The sequence below is a fragment of the Streptomyces sp. NPDC005402 genome (genome assembly GCF_040606575.1).
In the GTDB taxonomy this organism is placed as follows: domain Bacteria; phylum Actinomycetota; class Actinomycetes; order Streptomycetales; family Streptomycetaceae; genus Streptomyces.
In genome coordinates this window covers 160546-177159 of record NZ_JBEXFB010000010.1, presented here as the reverse complement: position 1 = coordinate 177159, position 16614 = coordinate 160546, and the positions used below count along the sequence as shown (strand labels likewise).

Below are 16614 nucleotides of genomic sequence, written 5' to 3'. Positions count from 1 at the left end.
CTCACGCTCCTTCCTGGGCCCACTCGACGGGCCCCCGGTACGGGAAGAACCGCTCCGCGACCGCCTCCGCGGAGACCATGCAGGCGGTCTGCAGATCCCCGAGCAGCAGCGGGAGTTGCTCCTCCAGGGCGTGCAGGTCGAGATATTCGAGGCGGGTGCGCATCCGGCCGATCGGGCCGCGCGCGGGATCCTGGCGCGGTCGGCCGAGCGCGGTCAGGCACTCCTCCGCCGTCGTCAGGGCGTGCAGCGCGGAGCGCGGGAAGTCGCGGTCCAGGAGCAGGAACTCGGCCACCCGCGGAGTGTCGCCGAAACCGCCGTACACGCGCGCGTACGCCTCGTCGGCGCCCGAAGCGCTCAGCAGGGTCGGCCAGTCGGGCGCGTGGGCCGCGTCCAGGACCCGGACCGACAGCAGCCGCACGGTCATGTCCACCCGCTCCAGCGACCGGCCAAGGACCACGAAACGCCAGCTGTCGTCGCGGCTCATGGTGGAGTCGGCGAGCCCGAAGAACAGGGCCGCGCGCCGCCGTACGAGTTCCAGGTAGCCGTAGGGGCCCGTACGGCGGGCCGCGAGCCGCTGGTCGGCCAGGGCGTGCCAGGTGGAGTTCAGGCACTCCCACATCTCCGAGGAGACGGCCTCACGGGCGCTCCTCGCGTTGAGCCGGGCCGCGCCGAGGGCGCCCTCGATGGAGCAGGTCGAGCGGGCGTCGAAGGCGAGCTGGTCGAGGACCTGCTGCATGTCGACCCGGGTACCGCCCGCGTCGACGCCGAGGATCGCGTACAGCGACCGGCAGGCCACGTCCTCGTCGCGCCACGGGTCCTCCAGCATCCGGTGGAGGTAGGCGTCGAGGATCCGCCCGGTGTTGTCCGCCCGTTCGACGTACCGGCCGGTCCAGGTCAGTGCCTCGGCTATCCGGGAGAGGATCACGTCGTTCACTGCTGCTGCGCCCCTTCCTGTACGACGGTGGGGGTGCCGTCGGGACCGTGCTGACGTGGGGCGATGTCCAGGTGGGCGGTGCTGTCCGCGGGCGCGGCGGGCTGTGCGGGGCCCTCCGCGAGCACCCAGGTGTCCTTGGAGCCGCCGCCCTGGCTGGAGTTGACGATCAGGTTGCCCTCCTGGAGGGCGACCCGGGTCAGGCCGCCGGGCAGGACCCAGATGTCGTTGCCGTCGTTGACGGCGAAGGGGCGCAGGTCGATGTGGCGGGGTGCCATGCGTTCGCCCGCGAGCGTGGGGGAGGTGGACAGGGCGACGGGGCGCTGGGCGATGAAGCCCCGCGGGTCGGCTCTGACCGCTTCACGGGTGCGGTCCAATGTCTCGCGGTCGGCCTTCGGGCCGATGACGATGCCCTGGCCGCCGGCCCCGTCGACGGGTTTCACCACGAGCTGGTCGAGCTGGTCGAGGACGGCTTCCAGCTGTCCCGGTTCGTCGGGCCGAAAGGACTCCACGTTGGGGAGAACCGGTTCTTCGGAGAGGTAGTAGCGGATCAGGTCCGGGACGTAGGTGTAGAGCAGCTTGTCGTCCGCGATGCCGTTGCCGACCGCGTTGGCGAGGGTGACATGGCCCGCCATGGCCGCGCCGAGGATGCCCGGGCAGCCGATCACCGAGTCGGGGCGGAAGTGGAGCGGGTCGAGGAAGTCGTCGTCCAGGCGCCGGTATACGACATGGACGGGCACCTCGCCGCGGGTCGTGCGCATCCACACCCGGTTGCCCCGGCACACCAGGTCGTGGCCCTCGACCAGCTGCACGCCCATCAGCCGGGCGAGCAGGGCGTGTTCGAAATAGGCGGCGTTGCTGGGGCCGGGCGTGAGGACCACGACCCGGGGGTCCTGGACGCCGTCGGGCGCGGCGGCGCGCAGGGCGGCGAGCAGCTTCTGCGTGTAACCGTCGACGGGGAGCACGTGCTGCCCGTCGAAGAGGGACGGGAAGACCCGGGTCATGGCGCGCCGGTTCTCGATGACGTACGACACGCCGCTGGGAACCCGGACGTTGTCCTCCAGGACCCGGAAGTCGCCCTGTTCGTCCCGGACCAGGTCGATGCCGGAGACATGGATCCGCACGCCGCCCACGGGTTCGAGTCCGTGCGCGGCCCGGTGGAAGTGCGGGGAGTTCAGCAGCAGGCGCCAGGGCACGACCCCGTCCTCGAAGGCACGGGCGGGCCCGTAGGCGTCGGCGAGGTAGGCCTCCAGGGCCCTGACCCGCTGGCTCACCCCCCGTTGTACGAGATCCCATTCGAGGGCGTCGAGGATCCTGGGCACGAGGTCCAGCGGCCAGGGCCGCTCCTCGCCCGCGAAGGCGTAGGTCACGCCGCGGTCGGTGAAGGCCCGGGCCATCTGGTCGGCCCGGAACCTGAGTTCACTCGGCTCGATCGGCTGGAGCGCGGCCAGCACCGGCTCGTAGGCGGTCCTGACCTCGCCCGGCCGCTCGAACATCTCGTCCCACGCGTCGGCCAACGCGTACGCGTCAAATATGTCCGCCATGACCTGACGTTAAGTGCGGCGCGTAACGGGGTGATCACTGCGGGGTTTCCGGGAGTTGACGCGCGGAACGGGTTGTTCCGTCGAGGTTCCCGAGGCACTCGGGAGGGTGGCCGCACCCCTGTCGGCTTGGTGCAGGGGTGGACGGAGGCCCGTAGGTAACGGGGTATACCGGCCGTTCCGCCTGCCGTCGGCCCGAGGAGCCGTGTTGCGGAGCCGGTCCGGGCCGCGCATAGTTGCGGAGCCGAGGGGGCTTCGAGGCTCCGATGGGGAACAGGACAAGAGGGCGGTAGACGCTGGAACCGGGGGTGGGATGGGCAATGGCCGGGCTCTGGACGGACGACCATCCACACGGTGCTGACCGGCTGTGCGAGGCCGGGGACCGGGTGTACTCCCGGGCCGTACGGCGCGGCCGCGTGCCGCGCACCGACGCCGAACCGGTGCCCTGCCTGCTCGAACTGGCCCTGCTGCACCCGGACCCCGACGACATGGACTGGCTGGTGCCCACGGCACCGCAGGAGGTCATGACCCGGCTGCTGCGCGGGGTCCACGACGAGGTCAGCGCGAGCCAGCGGCGGGTGGGGGCGGCGGTCGCGGCGGTGGAGCGGTACGCGGGCCTCGGGCCCAGTGTCGTGCCCGGCGCCGGTGAGGGGACCGCGATCCGGGTCCTCGACGGCCTCTCCCGGATCCAGGCCGCGATGGACGAGGCGACCGAGGCGTGCACGACGGAGGTCCTCACGGTCCAGCCCGGCGGCATCCGGCCCGAGCACGAGCTGACGGAGGGCCTGCACCGGGCGCTGGCGCTGCGCGGCCGGGGCGTGCGGATGCGGGACCTGTACACCCATGTCGCCCGGCACGGCCAAGGGCTCCTGAACTACCTGGAGTTGATGGGCGGCTCGGTCCAGGCGCGGACACTGGACGAGGTCATCGACCGGCTGATCCTCTTCGACCGCACGGTGGCCTTCATCCCCGCCAACGCCGACCGCACCCTCGCCCTGGAGCTGCGGCACCCGGCGCTGGTGGAGTACCTGGTGACGGTCTTCGAGCGGCTGTGGCGCCTGGCCATCCCCCTCACGGCTCCCCTGCCCGACACCGGGATCGAGGGCATCTCGCACCGTGAGCAGTCCATCGCGGCCCTGCTGGCCGAGGGGCACCAGGACGCGGTGATCGCGGAACGGCTGGGGATCAGCGTGCGCACCTGCCGGGCCCATATCGCGCGGCTGTCGGAGACGCTCGGGGCGGCCAGTCGTACGCAACTGGGCGTCCGGATAGCGCAGGTCGGCCTGGACGACCCGACGGCGGTGTCCGCGATCACGCTCCCCGGTCAAGAATCCCGGACCGTCCGATGAGGTAGCCGAGCTGGGCGCGGCTCTCGCTGCCGAGCGTCGCCGCGAGTTTGGCGATGTGGACGCGGGCGGTGCGGATGTTCATGCCGAGCCGGTCGGCGATGACGGCGTCGGTGTGGCCCTCCACGAGCAGTCCGGCGATGGCCCGCTGGCGGGGTGTGATGCCGTTGAGACTGGGCCGGTGGACGGTCTGCGGGTACATGGGCGTGGCCTGCCACCACAGCCGGTAGAAGGCGGTGGCGAGGAACTCGACCAGGGCCGGGTGCCGGACCTCCAGCGCGACCGTGCCGTCCTCGCCGGCCGGGATGAACGCCACGTCCCGGTCGGCGACGATCAGCCGGTCGGTCACCTCGTCCAAGGAGCGGGCCTCGGCGTCGCCGCGCAGTTGTTCGTACCGGGCGAGAACCAGCGGCATGTGGCGCTGGGTGTGCTGGTAGAGGGTGCGGATACGGGCGCCGCGGTCGAGCAGCGCCTGGTCCCGGCCCATCGCCACGACCTGGGCGGCGGCGCCCCGGCTGTCGCTGTAGTGGACGTTGGGCTGCACACACAGGAGTTCGTGCACGACACCGGTCATGGCTTCCGTGATGGCCTCGTTGATGGGGCCGGTACCGCTGACGACTCTGATCGCCGGGTTCTCCGCGGCCGCCGCGCCGCGCCCGCCGATCCGCGTGAGCGGCGCGAAGGCCTCGGCGAGCCGCTGCTCCCGCCGCCGCTCGTGCGCCATTCGGTCCGTGGTGGCGCGGAGCAGGCGGTGCAGGGCGAGGGCGGGCGGTACGGGCTCCAGCCGGCCCGCGTCCCGGGCGTCGGGCCGCAGCAGCCCGGTGTCGACGAGACAGGGCACGGACGAGGCGTCCCGGCTGTCGATCCCGCCCTCGCGCAGGGCCCGTGCGTAGAGCTCGATGCCTTCCGGGCACGGATCGTCCGGGCCGTGCTCCGGGTGTGCCGCCGTCGTCACTCGCCCGCGTCCTCCTGCCCGAGGATGCCGGACTGCCCGATGAGGTAGCCGAGCTGGGCGCGGCTCTCGCTGCCGAGGGTGGCGGCGAGTTTGGCGATGTGGACGCGGGCGGTGCGGATGTTCATGCCGAGCCGGTCGGCGATGACGGCGTCGGTGTGGCCCTCGACGAGGAGGGCGGCGATGGCCCGTTGGCGGGGGGTGATGCCGTTGCGCGAGGGCTGCTGCACCGCCTCGGGGTACATGGGGGTGGCCAGCCGCCACAGCCGGTCGAAGGCGGTGACGAAGAAGGCGATCAGGGCGGGGTGACGGATCTCCAGGGCGAGGGTGCGGTCCTTGTTGGCGGGGATGAAGGCCACGGTCCGGTCGACGATGATCAGACGCTCCGTCACCTCGTCCAGGCTGCGGGCCTCCACATCTCCGTCCAGGCGCTCGTAGCGGGCCACGACGCTCGGCGCGTGCCGGAGGGTGTGCTGGTAGAGGGTGCGGATACGGCCGCCGCGGTCGAGCAGCGCTTGGTCGCGGTCGAAGGCCTCGACATGCACGGGCGGGGGTGGCTGGGCGTGTCTGTCGCTGGTGTTCGGCTGGACGGCCAGCAGTTCGGAACCCGCGGCCACGGCCTGACCGATGACTCGGCTGATCAGGTCGAGACCGCTGAGGACGCTGATCATCGAGGAGTCGTCGGCGCCCGTACCGCGGCCGTCGATCCGCATCAGGGGCTCGAACATCTCGGTCAGCCGTGCCTCGCGCCGTCGTTCGTCCGCGACGCGCTCCTCGGCGATCCGCAGCATGCGGTGCAGGGCGACGGCCGGGGCGACCGGCTCCAGCCTCTCCGGGTCCGTCACGGCCGGATGCAGGAGACCGAAGTCGAGCAGACAGGGCGCTTCCGCGGCGTCGACGCCGAGCACGTGCCCCTCGCGCAGGGCACGCGCGTACAGCTCCGTCCCTGCCGCGCACAGGTTCTCCACGCCGTGCTCGGGATGGGGCACCGGTATCACTCGGCCACTCCCTCCTGCTTGAGGATTCCTGCTTCCGCGATGAGGTGACCGAGCTGGGCCCGGCTCTCGCTGCCGAGGGTGGCGGCGAGTTCGGCGATGTGGACGCGGGCGGTGCGGATGTTCATGCCGAGCCGGTCGGCGATGACGGTGTCGGTGTGGCCCTCGAAGAGCAGGGGGGCTGTAACCCGTTGGCGGGGGGTGACGCCGTTGCGGGAGAGATACGGCACCCTGTCCGCGTTCGCGGCGCCCACCCGCCCTTCGCGCAGCGCACGGGTGTACGGGCCCAGGCCCGCCTCGCACAGCTCCTCCGTTCCGTGCGCGTGCGCCCCGGTCACGGGTGGTCGTCCCCTCCTGCTGTCGGCTGGTCGGTCGTCAGGATGCCCGACTGGGCTATGAGGAAGCCGAGTTGTGCGCGGCTGCCGCTGCCCAGTGCCGTGGCGAGTTTGGCGATATGAGCCCGGCAGGTGCGCACGTTCATCCCCAGCCGTCGGGCGATCGCCTCGTCGACATGACCTTCCACCAGGAGTTTGGCGATCGTGTGCTGGACTTCCGTGATGCCGTCGGACGCCGTTTCGTAGGGCGTTCCGCCCTTGAGGGGTACCGCACGCGCCCACATGAACTCGAAGACCTTGATCAGATAACGGACCAGGCCGGGATGCCGTAGTTCCAGAGCGACCTGGCGGTCCTCCCGGATCGGGATGAAGGCCACGGTCTCGTCGCAGATGATGAGCCGCTCCACGAGTTCGTCGATGGTGCGGATCTCGACCTTGCCGCTGGAGGTCATGTGGTCCACGTAGGCCAGGGTCTCGGGGCTGTGCCGCGCGGTGTGCTGGTAGAGGGTACGGAATCGGACCCCCCGCTCGATGAGCGGTCTGTCGCGTTCCAGTCCCTTCAGGAGGTTGCCCTCCCGGCGGCGGCCACCGGGCTGCACGGTGAGGACCTCGGTGTGGCACTCGGCCGTCGCGCTGTTGAGCGCGTCGTTGATGCGGTCCCGGCCCTCCAGCACGGTGATGGCATGAGTGCTCGCGGTGTCCTGGGCACTGACGTTCATGAACGGCTCGAATGCGTCTGCCAACTGGATGGAGAGCCGCCGGCGGTCCGTGATCTCCCGTTCCAGTGGGTGGAGGCGCTGGGCCAGGGCGACCGACGCGGGAACTGGACGCAGCCAGGTGATGTCGTCAGGATCGGGGTGCAGGAGGGCGAACTCCAGCAGACAAGGCGCCGCCTCCACCTCCGCGCGAGCGATACGGCCAGCTCGCAGAGCACCGGCGTAGAGCCGGGCGCCTTCGTCGCACAGCTCCGTTATGGCGTGGGGATGTGCCGCTTGTGTACCGTTTGTCCCCAATTTTCCACCCCCCAGGGTCCTGAACATGCAGGAACATGATGCACCGATCGTGTGGCCATGACGTGCCTGAATGAGCCATCGTCTTACTCGACGGGGGAAGAGGGGACCTTCAAGTGAGGACGAAGCCGACTATGCGTAAGAGAATGCTTCGCTCGGTACTTGTTGCCGCCTTCTCCACCGTTGTGGCCTTCGGAACGCTGGCGGGCCTCTCTGGTGCGGAGAGCAGCGTGCACAAGGTGGGTGGCGCGCACACGGTGACCGCTGCGGATGTGGACGACAACACCCCAGTCGTTCCCTTCGACACCTCGTGGGACTGATTGCGATGACCACCCCACCCGACGACCGCTCCTTCCGCAGAGAAATGGCCACCGCCTACCGCTCCGGCTGGCACTTCATCGACCTCGTCACCGCGATCCCCCACCCCGGTGACTCGTTGATGGTGACCGTCTTCGGCGAACCGGTGGTGGTCACGCGGGACGAGGACGAGGACGTGCGGGCGTACCGGTGTCTGCGGCGGCCTCGGGGGGCGCCGCAGCCCGTTCGGTGTGCCATCCGGTACGGAATGATCTTTGTGAACCTGGACCAACGAGACCATCGGCTGGTGGAACCGGAAACCCCCACCCCGCGGACCATCTCAGCCACCCCCCGCAGTGCCTGACGCGATTCCCCCGTCGTAACAGATCGCTCAGGTACTTCCCCCCGCAGCGGCGTCACCGTGACCTGAACACGGTGACGCCGCTGCAGTTTTGGGCGACATTTCGCGGTATCGGGTGATCGGGCCCTGGCTCAGGAATGCCCCATCGCTCCCGTGAGCGAGATCTCGATGACCACGCGCAGCGGGTTCGGCGCCGGGGTGCGCTCGTAGCGCTCGGCGTACCGCCGCACCGCCTCCGCCACCCGGTCCGGCTCCGTGCGAACGTGTGCCCGCCCTTCCAGCGTGGCCCACCGCCGCCCCGCCACCTGGCACACCGCCACCGCCGCCCCGTCCTCACCGGCCGCCAGCACGTGCCGTACCTTCGCGCTGGTCCGGCTGGTGATCACCCGAGCGAGACGGGCGTCCGGGTCGTAGGTCACCCCGACGGGCACCACGTGCGGGCTCCCGTCCGGGCGATGTGTCGTCAGCGTGCACAGATGCCGTTCGCGCCAGAAGCTGAGGAACGACGGGTCCGGGGCACCCGGATCCTGGGCGTAGGAGGTCATGCCGGGAAAGCTAGTCCCCTCATCCCTCCCGTGGACCGCCTTGAGTGGAATAGACTCAACTTTATGTACGCTGACTGAGTCAGTGCAGGAGTCGGTACAGGAGCTGACACCGAGGAGGAGTACGGACACGTGGATGCCGAGCTGACCAACCGGAGCCGGGACGCGATCAACGCGGCCAGCAACCGGGCCGTGACCGAGGGACACCCGGACCTCACCCCCGCCCACCTGCTCCTCGCTCTTCTCCAGGGGCAAGGCCAGCGGCAGGACAATGCGAACATCACCGACCTGCTGGCCGCCGTGGACGCCGACCAGGCCGCCGTGCGGGCCGGGGCCGAGAAGGCGCTCGGCTCCCTGCCCAGCGTGGCCGGGTCCACCGTCGCGCCCCCGCAGCCCAACCGCGACCTGCTCACCGTCATCGCCGACGCGCAAGCCCGCGCCAAGGACCTCGGCGACGAGTACCTGTCCACCGAGCACCTGCTCATCGGCATCGCCGCCAAGGGCGGACCGGCCGCCGAGGTGCTGACCCAGCAGGGCGCCACCCCGAAGAAGCTGATCGACGCCTTCCAGAAGGCCAGAGGAGGGCGCAGGGTGACCACCGCCGACCCCGAGGGGCAGTACAAGGCCCTGGAGAAGTTCGGGACCGACTTCACCGCCGCCGCACGCGACGGCAAGCTCGACCCCGTCATCGGCCGCGACCAGGAGATCCGCCGGGTCGTGCAGGTGCTCAGCCGCCGTACCAAGAACAACCCCGTGCTCATCGGTGAGCCCGGCGTCGGCAAGACCGCCGTCGTCGAGGGGCTTGCCCAGCGGATCGTCAAGGGGGACGTGCCCGAGTCGCTCAAGGACAAGCGGCTCGTCGCGCTCGACCTCGGGGCCATGGTCGCCGGTGCCAAGTACCGGGGTGAGTTCGAGGAGCGGCTCAAGACCGTCCTCGCGGAGATCAAGGACTCCGACGGGCAGATCATCACCTTCATCGACGAGCTGCACACGGTCGTGGGCGCGGGCGCCGGGGGGGACTCCTCCATGGACGCCGGCAACATGCTGAAGCCGATGCTGGCGCGCGGTGAGCTGCGCATGGTGGGTGCCACCACCCTCGACGAGTACCGGGAGCGGATCGAGAAGGACCCCGCCCTGGAGCGCCGCTTCCAGCAGGTGCTGGTCGCCGAGCCCACCGTCGAGGACACCATCGCCATCCTGCGCGGCCTCAAGGGGCGCTACGAGGCCCACCACAAGGTCCAGATCGCCGACAGCGCGCTGGTCGCGGCGGCGACCCTCTCCGACCGGTACATCACCTCCCGCTTCCTGCCCGACAAGGCCATCGACCTCGTCGACGAGGCCGCCTCCCGCCTCCGCATGGAGATCGACTCCTCGCCCGTCGAGATCGACGAACTCCAGCGCGGCGTCGACCGGTTGAAGATGGAGGAACTCGCGCTCGTCAAGGAGACCGACCCGGCCTCCCGCGAGCGCCTGGAGCGGCTGCGCCGCGACCTCGCCGACAAGGAGGAGGAGCTGCGGGGCCTGACCGCCCGCTGGGAGAAGGAGAAGCAGTCCCTCAACCGCGTCGGTGAACTGAAGGAGAAGCTGGACGAGTTGCGCGGCCAGGCCGAACGCGCCCAGCGCGACGGCGACTTCGACACCGCCAGCAAGCTGCTCTACGGCGAGATCCCCACCCTTGAGCGGGACCTGGAGGCCGCCTCCGAGGCCGAGGAGGAGGCCGCCAAGGACACCATGGTCAAGGAGGAGGTCGGGGCGGACGACATCGCCGACACCGTCGCCGCCTGGACCGGCATCCCGGCCGGCCGCCTCCTGGAGGGCGAGACCCAGAAACTCCTGCGCATGGAGGAGGAGCTGGGCAAGCGGCTCATCGGCCAGAGCGAGGCCGTGCAGGCCGTCTCCGACGCCGTACGGCGCACCCGGGCCGGGATCGCCGACCCCGACCGGCCCACCGGCTCCTTCCTCTTCCTCGGCCCCACCGGCGTCGGCAAGACCGAACTCGCCAAGGCGCTGGCCGACTTCCTCTTCGACGACGAGCGGGCGATGGTCCGCATCGACATGAGCGAGTACGGCGAGAAGCACACCGTCTCCCGGCTCGTCGGCGCGCCTCCCGGCTACGTCGGCTACGAGGAGGGCGGCCAGTTGACCGAGGCGGTGCGCAGGCGGCCGTACAGCGTGGTGCTCCTCGACGAGGTGGAGAAGGCCCACCCGGAGGTCTTCGACATCCTGCTCCAGGTGCTGGACGACGGGCGCCTGACGGACGGCCAGGGCCGCACCGTCGACTTCCGCAACACGATCCTGGTGCTGACGTCCAACCTGGGCAGCCAGTTCCTGGTCGACCCGATCACCAGCGAGACGGAGAAGAAGGAACAGGTCCTGGAGGTGGTGCGGGCCTCCTTCAAGCCGGAGTTCCTCAACCGGCTCGACGACCTGGTCGTCTTCTCCGCCCTCACGAAGGACGAACTCGGCCGGATCGCGCGGCTCCAGATCGACCGGCTCGCCAAGCGCCTCGCCGAGCGCCGGCTCACCCTGGAGATCACCGACGCGGCCCTGGACTGGCTCGCCGTCGAGGGCATGGACCCGGCCTACGGCGCCCGCCCGCTGCGCCGCCTCGTCCAGACCGCGATCGGCGACCGGCTCGCCAAGGAGATCCTGTCCGGCGAGATCAAGGACGGCGACACGGTCCGGGTGGACGCCTTCGGCGACGGCCTGATCGTGGGACCGGCGACCGGCAAGACGCTCTGAGCGGCCCGGCGGGGGCGGGGGCAGGACCACGTCCCCGCCCCGGCCCCCGCTTGTCACAATGTGAACGCCACGAACCGCACGTCGGACCAGTTGGGCCCGTCGTGGACGACCTCCACCTGCACGGAGGCGTGCTGCCCGGCGACCGGACCCACGTTCAGGCACGCGTCGATCGACCGGCTCGCGCACTGCTTAGTCCGCAGCGCCGGTTCGTCCGGGTAGGTGGCCGCCAGCCAGGCGCCCACCTTGTTGGTCCGCATCCGGAAGCTCGCCTCGAACCGCGGCTCTGGCCCGGCGTCCAGGTAACACCCGGCGTCGCGCGCCCCCTCCGGCAGCTTCGCCCCGCCGTAGGCCAGGGCCTCGGCGCACGAGGTCTTCTTCACGTCCGAGGCGACCGAGTCGTCCGTGAACAGCCAGGCGACCAGCAGCGCGATCAGGGCCGCCACCACCAGCGTCGGCACGGCCAGGATCACCAGGAAGACCCCCCATCTGGTCCTGCCCGGCCCGTCCTGTTCCACCACCGTCTCGGTGTCCGTCTGCGTCATGTGTTCCCCCATTGGTCGGACCCAGTTCTACCTGGACTGACCGGATCATGTCAGCCCTGGGAGGACAGGGACTGTCGGGGCTTGCCACCCCCCTCCCCGGATGGGGGAGGATGGCAGGATCCGTACGAAGGGAAATTCACGGTGACCATCGACCCGTCCTCGATTCCGAACTTCGGGGGCCAGCCCGAGCCGCAGCAAGGACCGGCGGGCCCCGTCGTCCCGGATCAGGATCTTGTGAAGCAGCTCCTCGACCAGATGGAGCTGAAGTATGTCGTCGACGACGAGGGTGACCTCGCGGCGCCGTGGGAGCAGTTCCGTACGTATTTCATGTTCCGCGGCGAGGGCGACCAGCAGGTCTTCTCGGTACGCACGTTCTACGACCGGCCCCACCAGATCGACGAGAAGCCCACGCTGCTGGAGTCCATCGACGACTGGAACCGGCGCACCCTGTGGCCCAAGGTCTACAGCCACACCCATGACGACGGCACCGTCCGTCTGATCGGCGAGGCGCAGATGCTCATCGGCACCGGCGTCAGCCTGGAGCACTTCGTCTCCTCGACGGTCAGCTGGGTGCGCGCCGCCATCGAGTTCGACAAGTGGCTCGTCGAGCAGCTCGGTCTCGAGGAGGACGTCAACGACGCCGAGAAGCCCGAGGACGACGAGTAGGCGTCCTCCCGCTGCCGGGGCGTATCGGCGATCACGACCAGTACGCGCCGTAGGCGAACGTGAGCCCGGCCAGGGCACCGGCCACCACGGCCGCGTGCCGGGGCCGGGCTCTCGCCGTCCGCGGTGGCGCCGGCGCGAGCGGTGGCCGACGCACAGCCCGTAGGCGAGTCAGCAGGGCGGGGCGAGTGCCGCGCCCGTCCACAGCCTGTGGGTAACTTTTCGGCTTTGCCGAGGACGCGGCGACTGCGCGGAGGTGCCCGCAACAGCGGCTTGTCGCGTGTCAGGGACTGAGGTCCAGGGTGCGCACCGGTTGTCCCTTCCACGTGTGCGGCTTGGTCGTCGCGATCACCCCGCCGTCCGGCCGATCGGGGCTGGGCTGGGCGGCATGGAGGGTGTGGGCGTCGGCCCATGTGGTGGCGCGCGCCACCGACAGGGCGGCAGGCAGGTCCAGGTCGACGATCGCGATGCCGGGCAGGGCGGCGACGTGCTCCGCGGTGCCTGGTCTGGTCCGGTCGGCCTCGACCAGGGCGCACACAGCGGCGTACAGGAACCAGCCCGGTTCTGCGTGAGCGCGATGGATCAGCCGGGAGGCCAGGACATTGCCCTTCCCGGCGGCCACCATCGCGCTCTCATCGAGGAACACGTGCACATCACGGGTCACGAGGCACCCGCTTCGGTCATGCGACGGTCCAGCTCTGCGTCCAGCTCGGACTGCTCGTTCTCGTCGGGGTCGTAGCCGTTCCACTCACGCAGCACCGCTCGTGCCCTGTCCGCCCGCTCCGCTCGCTCGGCCGGAGTGAGCAGCGTCTCGGCGAGTCGGGCCAGGTAGGCGCGCAGGGACAGTCCTTCTCCCGCCGCTATCTCGGCAAGCCGGTCGCGGGCATCGGCGGGGATACGGATGTTGGCGTCCGACATCATGCAGACCTCCTGTCGCTCGCTCCGGCGGGTACGGGTACATACCCGTACCCTCAGCCAGCCTAGCCTCAGCAGGTCGTTCAGACGCTCGGTGAAGCTCTCGTTGCGGACGACGTTGTGCTTGGTCGGCTCGCGCGTCTTCTGCTGGATCATGCGGCGCAGGGCCTTGGTGACCAGGTGCGGAGTAGCGATCAAGTGATCACCACCCCCGATGCCGCCCACGCCGAAGAATGGCCCGCTCGCGGTACTGTGCAACGAGTGCGGTCGGCCCGGGATTTTCCGGAGGTGGGAATTCCGGAGGCGCGTTGATATCAACGGTGCTGGAATCGTGCAGGGCCTCCTGAGGAGAATCGTTGAGCGCGCGCATCCTGGTCGCCGAGGACGACGAAAAACAATCTCGCCTCATCCGGATTTACCTGGAACGGGAAGGCCACGCGGTGCAGGTCGTGGCCGACGGCCGGGCAGCGCTGGAACGGGCGCGTTCGACAGGGCCGGATCTCATCGTTCTCGACGTGATGCTGCCGCTCGTCGACGGACTCGACGTATGCCGCATTCTGCGGGCCGAGGCCTACGAGGTACCGATTCTGCTGCTGACCGCGCGCAGCACCGAGGAGGACATGCTGCTCGGCCTCGACCTGGGGGCCGACGACTACCTCACCAAGCCGTACAGTCCCCGCGAACTCACCGCGCGGGTACGGGCGCTGTTGCGGCGCTCCAGGAAAGGCGGCGCGGCCGGGAGCGAGGTGCTGCGGGTCGGCGCGGTCGAACTGGACACCGCCCGCTTCGAGGTCCGGGTGGCAGGCCGTCCGGTGGCGCTGACCTCCAAGGAGTTCTCGATACTGGAGGCTCTGGCCCGCGAGCCGGGGCGGGTGTTCACCCGGGCCCGGATCATCGAGCGCGCCTTCGGCTTCGACAGCGACGTACTCGAGCGCACGGTGGACGCCCATGTGCGCAACCTGCGCCGGAAGCTGGGGGACGACCCCGCCCGGCCGCGCCATCTGGAGACCGTGTACGGCCGGGGATACCGCCTGGTGGACGGCTCGGCGCCCACCGGAGCGCGCGCGGGGTCCTGACCGGGGCCGATCAGCCGGCGTCGGCCGACGGCCCGGTCGTGGCGAGCGTGACGGTGAAGGTCGTGCCGACGCCGACGGTGCTCTCCACGGCGATCGTCCCCTGATGGTCGGTCACGATCTGGCGGGCGATGGACAGTCCCAGGCCACTTCCTCCGGTGGCGCGCCCCCGTGCCGCGTCCGCCCGCCAGAAGCGGTCGAAGAGATGCGGCAGGTCCTCGGCGGGTATTCCCTTTCCGGTGTCCCGCACCTGGAGGAACGCGAGATCGCCGTGCCGGGCCAGGGCCAGTGTCACCGTGCCGCCCGGTGCCGTGGCCCTCAGCGCGTTGCCGACCAGATTGCCGACGACCTGGCGCAGTCGGTCGGCGTCGGCGAGGACGTCCACAGGCCGCGGCGCCTCCAGCCGCAGCGCGACACCTGCCGCGTCGGCCTGGGCACGGTGAGCCGTGCCGGCGGTTTCGAGGAGTTCGCGCAGGTCGACGCGCACCCGGTGGTAGGTGAGCGCACCGGCCTCGGCCAGCGCGAGATCCTGGAGGTCGTCGACGATCCGCTGCTGCAGCATTGCCTCCTCGTGGAGGGAGTCGAGCAGCTCGGGGGTCGGCTCGACGACCCCGTCCCGCAGGGCCTCCAGATAGCCGCGCAGATTGGCCAGCGGGGTGCGCAGCTCGTGGGCGATGTCACCGGTGAGGCGGCGCTGGCGTTCCTCGACGGCCTGTATGGACTCCGCCATCCGGTTGAAGGCACGACCGAGTTGGGCGATCTCGTCCCGGCCGGAGACGGGCACCCGCCGCCCCAGGTCTCCCTCGCCCAGCCCTCCGGCGGCCAGGGTCATGGCACGGACCGGGCGCAGCACGGCCCGGCTCAGGAGCAGCGCGCCGAGCACGGCGGCGAGGGCGACGCCGCCTGCGACGGCCATCGTGGGTGCCGCGGCCAGGGTGGGCGGGGACTCGTCCCGGACGCCGAGACGGATCACCAGGCGTGGCGGGGCGGCGGAGCCCACGCGCTCGTTGAACACCCGCTGCAGGCAGGTGGTGAACTGTTGTTCGGACTCGCAGGTCCGGATCACCTCGAGGTCCTGCGGGGTCTGCCGGTCCGGTTCGCCTTTCGGCTCCCCGCACTGTTCCGGCCGGTGCTCTGTGCTGATCCGCGGTACGCCGGTGTCGTCCGGCCGGGCCGTCACCTCGGCCCCCGCCCGGGTCAGACAGGCCGCGTACACCGCTTCGGCGCGGTACTGGGCGATCGCGGTCGCCGTCAGCTTCATCGAGGTCCGCGGCAGCTGTCCCGCGGGGATCCGCAGGAGGGGACGCGGGTCGACCAGCACGGGCGGCTGGTTGCTCACCGGGCGGGGGGTACGGCCCTGGAGCGCGTCGGAATCGGCGAGCAGGACGTCGTTCTCGGTGGCGACCCGGATGCGCTGGCCGGTGTCCTCGGCCAGGTGGCTCACCGTCGGCGAGAGGCCTTCCCAGGTGCTGTGCGCGAACCCGTACGCGCGCAGGTCACCGGTGATCCGGGAGACCTCCTGCCGTCCCGCGGTGACACTTTCCTGGACCTGGCGGTTCGCCTGACGCAGGGTCAGCCAGCCGGTGGCGGCGGTGGCGGCCATCGCGACCAGCATCAGCAGGCCGAGTACCCGGAACCGGAAGCTCATCGCGTGCCACCCCGCCCCTCTGCCAGGACGTGCGTGTTCAACGGGACGCGGATACTCGTCAAGGGAGCGCTTTCGGCCGAAAGGACTGGGGAGTGGCGCATTTCCTCTTCCGGTATTTTCGGTCTCTCATGGGCAGTAATTGGACGGTTGGGGGCGGAATGATTTCTTCAGTGTCCATTTGGCTGTGATCGTACTGACGCCACTTGCACACCGATTGATGCAGTGGTCGCTGTTTCCCTCAGGTGTCATTCAACGGCCTGGGGAAGCGGTGCCAACAGAGAACGCATTCATGGGGGTTCAAAAGTGAAGCGTCGAATCGTGGCTGTCGTACCCGCCCTGGCGGCGGTGGCAATGGCCGTCCCGCTCGCCCTCTCCACCCCGGCCACCGCGGCCGCGTCCTGCGGCAGGACCGCCTCCGACATGGACAGCAGCGCCTGGAACCGGACGGCCAACGGCGCCAACGAGAGAAGCGGATCCAGCACCGGCTGCGTCAGCAACGGCATCGCCTACAACACCCACCGCCTCGACTACCACTGTTACACGCGCATCGGCAGCGGCAGTGAGACCTGGACGTACCTCCGGAACGACACCACCGGTACGTCCGGCTGGGTCCGCGACGACCTGCTGAGCGACGGCGGCAGCCTCGTCTACTGCGGCTTCTAGCCCGCTCGCCGGCACTCCCGCGGGAGTACCGGGCAAGTAGGACTGATGGTGCGTCAGG

The 16614-nt window shown here is 70.3% G+C and carries 16 protein-coding genes and 1 pseudogene; 6 read left to right on the top strand and 11 right to left on the bottom strand.

Annotated elements, in window-relative coordinates; genetic code table 11:
• Position 1: 1 nt before the first annotated feature.
• Both ABZT02_RS21190 and ABZT02_RS21185 read right to left on the bottom strand, forming a co-directional pair.
• A complete protein-coding gene (locus tag ABZT02_RS21190; RefSeq protein ID WP_356019506.1) occupies positions 2-934 on the bottom strand; it encodes an alpha-E domain-containing protein in 933 nt (310 codons plus the stop codon).
• Positions 931-2475 (bottom strand): circularly permuted type 2 ATP-grasp protein, encoded by a 1545-nt coding sequence (locus tag ABZT02_RS21185; RefSeq protein ID WP_356019505.1) that lies wholly within the window; start codon positions 2473-2475, stop codon positions 931-933. Before ABZT02_RS21185 ends, ABZT02_RS21190 begins: the two co-directional genes overlap by 4 nt.
• A 317-nt stretch (positions 2476-2792) precedes the next feature.
• On the opposite strand from ABZT02_RS21185, the gene ABZT02_RS21180 reads away from it, so the two are divergent.
• The gene (locus tag ABZT02_RS21180; protein ID WP_356019504.1) at positions 2793-3821 is read left to right on the top strand and encodes a LuxR C-terminal-related transcriptional regulator; all 1029 of its coding nucleotides are present in this window, start codon (positions 2793-2795) and stop codon (positions 3819-3821) included.
• Here the strand turns inward: ABZT02_RS21180 and ABZT02_RS21175 are convergent.
• The 4 genes and pseudogenes from ABZT02_RS21175 to ABZT02_RS21160 form a co-directional block, all read right to left on the bottom strand.
• Positions 3784-4773 carry a LuxR C-terminal-related transcriptional regulator gene (locus tag ABZT02_RS21175; RefSeq protein WP_356019503.1) on the bottom strand — a complete coding sequence of 330 codons (990 nt, stop codon included), beginning with the start codon at positions 4771-4773 and terminating at the stop codon, positions 3784-3786. The two genes, ABZT02_RS21180 and ABZT02_RS21175, sit on opposite strands and share 38 nt — an antisense overlap.
• The gene (locus ABZT02_RS21170; protein WP_356019502.1) at positions 4770-5768 is read right to left on the bottom strand and encodes a helix-turn-helix transcriptional regulator; all 999 of its coding nucleotides are present in this window, start codon (positions 5766-5768) and stop codon (positions 4770-4772) included. The genes ABZT02_RS21175 and ABZT02_RS21170 overlap by 4 nt, the downstream gene beginning before the upstream one ends.
• Positions 5765-5977, bottom strand: a pseudogene (locus ABZT02_RS21165) (helix-turn-helix transcriptional regulator); the annotation flags it as partial. The pseudogene ABZT02_RS21165 and the gene ABZT02_RS21170, both read right to left, overlap by 4 nt.
• Before the next feature lie 122 nt (positions 5978-6099).
• Positions 6100-7140 (bottom strand): helix-turn-helix transcriptional regulator, encoded by a 1041-nt coding sequence (locus ABZT02_RS21160; protein WP_356019501.1) that lies wholly within the window; start codon positions 7138-7140, stop codon positions 6100-6102.
• 295 nt (positions 7141-7435) lie between these two features.
• On the opposite strand from ABZT02_RS21160, the gene ABZT02_RS21155 reads away from it, so the two are divergent.
• Positions 7436-7771 (top strand): hypothetical protein, encoded by a 336-nt coding sequence (locus ABZT02_RS21155; RefSeq protein ID WP_028809089.1) that lies wholly within the window; start codon positions 7436-7438, stop codon positions 7769-7771.
• A gap of 128 nt (positions 7772-7899) precedes the next feature.
• Here ABZT02_RS21155 and ABZT02_RS21150 read toward each other — a convergent pair whose 3' ends face one another.
• Complete coding sequence (locus ABZT02_RS21150; RefSeq protein WP_356019500.1) at positions 7900-8313, bottom strand: TIGR03618 family F420-dependent PPOX class oxidoreductase; 414 nt, start codon at positions 8311-8313, stop codon at positions 7900-7902.
• Positions 8314-8442: 129 nt separating this feature from the next.
• Here ABZT02_RS21150 and clpB point away from each other — a divergent pair, with 129 nt between their 5' ends.
• Positions 8443-11052, top strand: coding sequence for an ATP-dependent chaperone ClpB (clpB, locus tag ABZT02_RS21145; RefSeq protein ID WP_356019499.1), 2610 nt, complete (start codon positions 8443-8445; stop codon positions 11050-11052).
• Between the two features lie 53 nt (positions 11053-11105).
• On the opposite strand, the gene ABZT02_RS21140 is transcribed toward clpB, so the two are convergent.
• Positions 11106-11594, bottom strand: a complete 489-nt coding sequence (locus ABZT02_RS21140) for a hypothetical protein (RefSeq protein ID WP_356019498.1) — start codon at positions 11592-11594, stop codon at positions 11106-11108.
• A gap of 141 nt (positions 11595-11735) precedes the next feature.
• Between ABZT02_RS21140 and ABZT02_RS21135 the strand changes: the two genes are divergently transcribed.
• Positions 11736-12260, top strand: a complete 525-nt coding sequence (locus ABZT02_RS21135; protein ID WP_057614696.1) for a YbjN domain-containing protein — start codon at positions 11736-11738, stop codon at positions 12258-12260.
• A 280-nt stretch (positions 12261-12540) separates the two neighbouring features.
• Here ABZT02_RS21135 and ABZT02_RS21130 read toward each other — a convergent pair whose 3' ends face one another.
• Positions 12541-12921 carry a hypothetical protein gene (locus ABZT02_RS21130; RefSeq protein ID WP_356019497.1) on the bottom strand — a complete coding sequence of 127 codons (381 nt, stop codon included), beginning with the start codon at positions 12919-12921 and terminating at the stop codon, positions 12541-12543.
• On the bottom strand, positions 12918-13175 hold the full coding sequence (locus ABZT02_RS21125; RefSeq protein WP_356019656.1) for a hypothetical protein: 258 nt from the start codon (positions 13173-13175) through the stop codon (positions 12918-12920). The genes ABZT02_RS21130 and ABZT02_RS21125 overlap by 4 nt, the downstream gene beginning before the upstream one ends.
• A gap of 353 nt (positions 13176-13528) precedes the next feature.
• On the opposite strand from ABZT02_RS21125, the gene ABZT02_RS21120 reads away from it, so the two are divergent.
• Positions 13529-14248, top strand: a complete 720-nt coding sequence (locus ABZT02_RS21120; protein ID WP_356019496.1) for a response regulator transcription factor — start codon at positions 13529-13531, stop codon at positions 14246-14248.
• A 10-nt stretch (positions 14249-14258) separates the two neighbouring features.
• Here ABZT02_RS21120 and ABZT02_RS21115 read toward each other — a convergent pair whose 3' ends face one another.
• Positions 14259-15893, bottom strand: coding sequence for an ATP-binding protein (locus ABZT02_RS21115; RefSeq protein ID WP_356019495.1), 1635 nt, complete (start codon positions 15891-15893; stop codon positions 14259-14261).
• A 318-nt stretch (positions 15894-16211) separates the two neighbouring features.
• Here ABZT02_RS21115 and ABZT02_RS21110 point away from each other — a divergent pair, with 318 nt between their 5' ends.
• Entirely contained in the window at positions 16212-16556 is a 345-nt protein-coding gene (locus ABZT02_RS21110; protein ID WP_356019494.1) for an SH3 domain-containing protein, read from the top strand.
• Positions 16557-16614 lie beyond the last annotated feature (58 nt).

Coding starts and splice junctions, on each gene's coding strand:
- ABZT02_RS21185 (WP_356019505.1), bottom strand. CDS start 2,475: ATGGCGGACATATTTGACGCGTACGCGTTGGCCGACGCGTGGGACGAG.
- ABZT02_RS21180 (WP_356019504.1), top strand. CDS start 2,793: ATGGCCGGGCTCTGGACGGACGACCATCCACACGGTGCTGACCGGCTG.
- ABZT02_RS21160 (WP_356019501.1), bottom strand. CDS start 7,140: ATGTTCAGGACCCTGGGGGGTGGAAAATTGGGGACAAACGGTACACAA.
- ABZT02_RS21155 (WP_028809089.1), top strand. CDS start 7,436: ATGACCACCCCACCCGACGACCGCTCCTTCCGCAGAGAAATGGCCACC.
- ABZT02_RS21150 (WP_356019500.1), bottom strand. CDS start 8,313: ATGACCTCCTACGCCCAGGATCCGGGTGCCCCGGACCCGTCGTTCCTC.
- ABZT02_RS21140 (WP_356019498.1), bottom strand. CDS start 11,594: ATGACGCAGACGGACACCGAGACGGTGGTGGAACAGGACGGGCCGGGC.
- ABZT02_RS21125 (WP_356019656.1), bottom strand. CDS start 13,175: ATGTCGGACGCCAACATCCGTATCCCCGCCGATGCCCGCGACCGGCTT.
- ABZT02_RS21115 (WP_356019495.1), bottom strand. CDS start 15,893: ATGAGCTTCCGGTTCCGGGTACTCGGCCTGCTGATGCTGGTCGCGATG.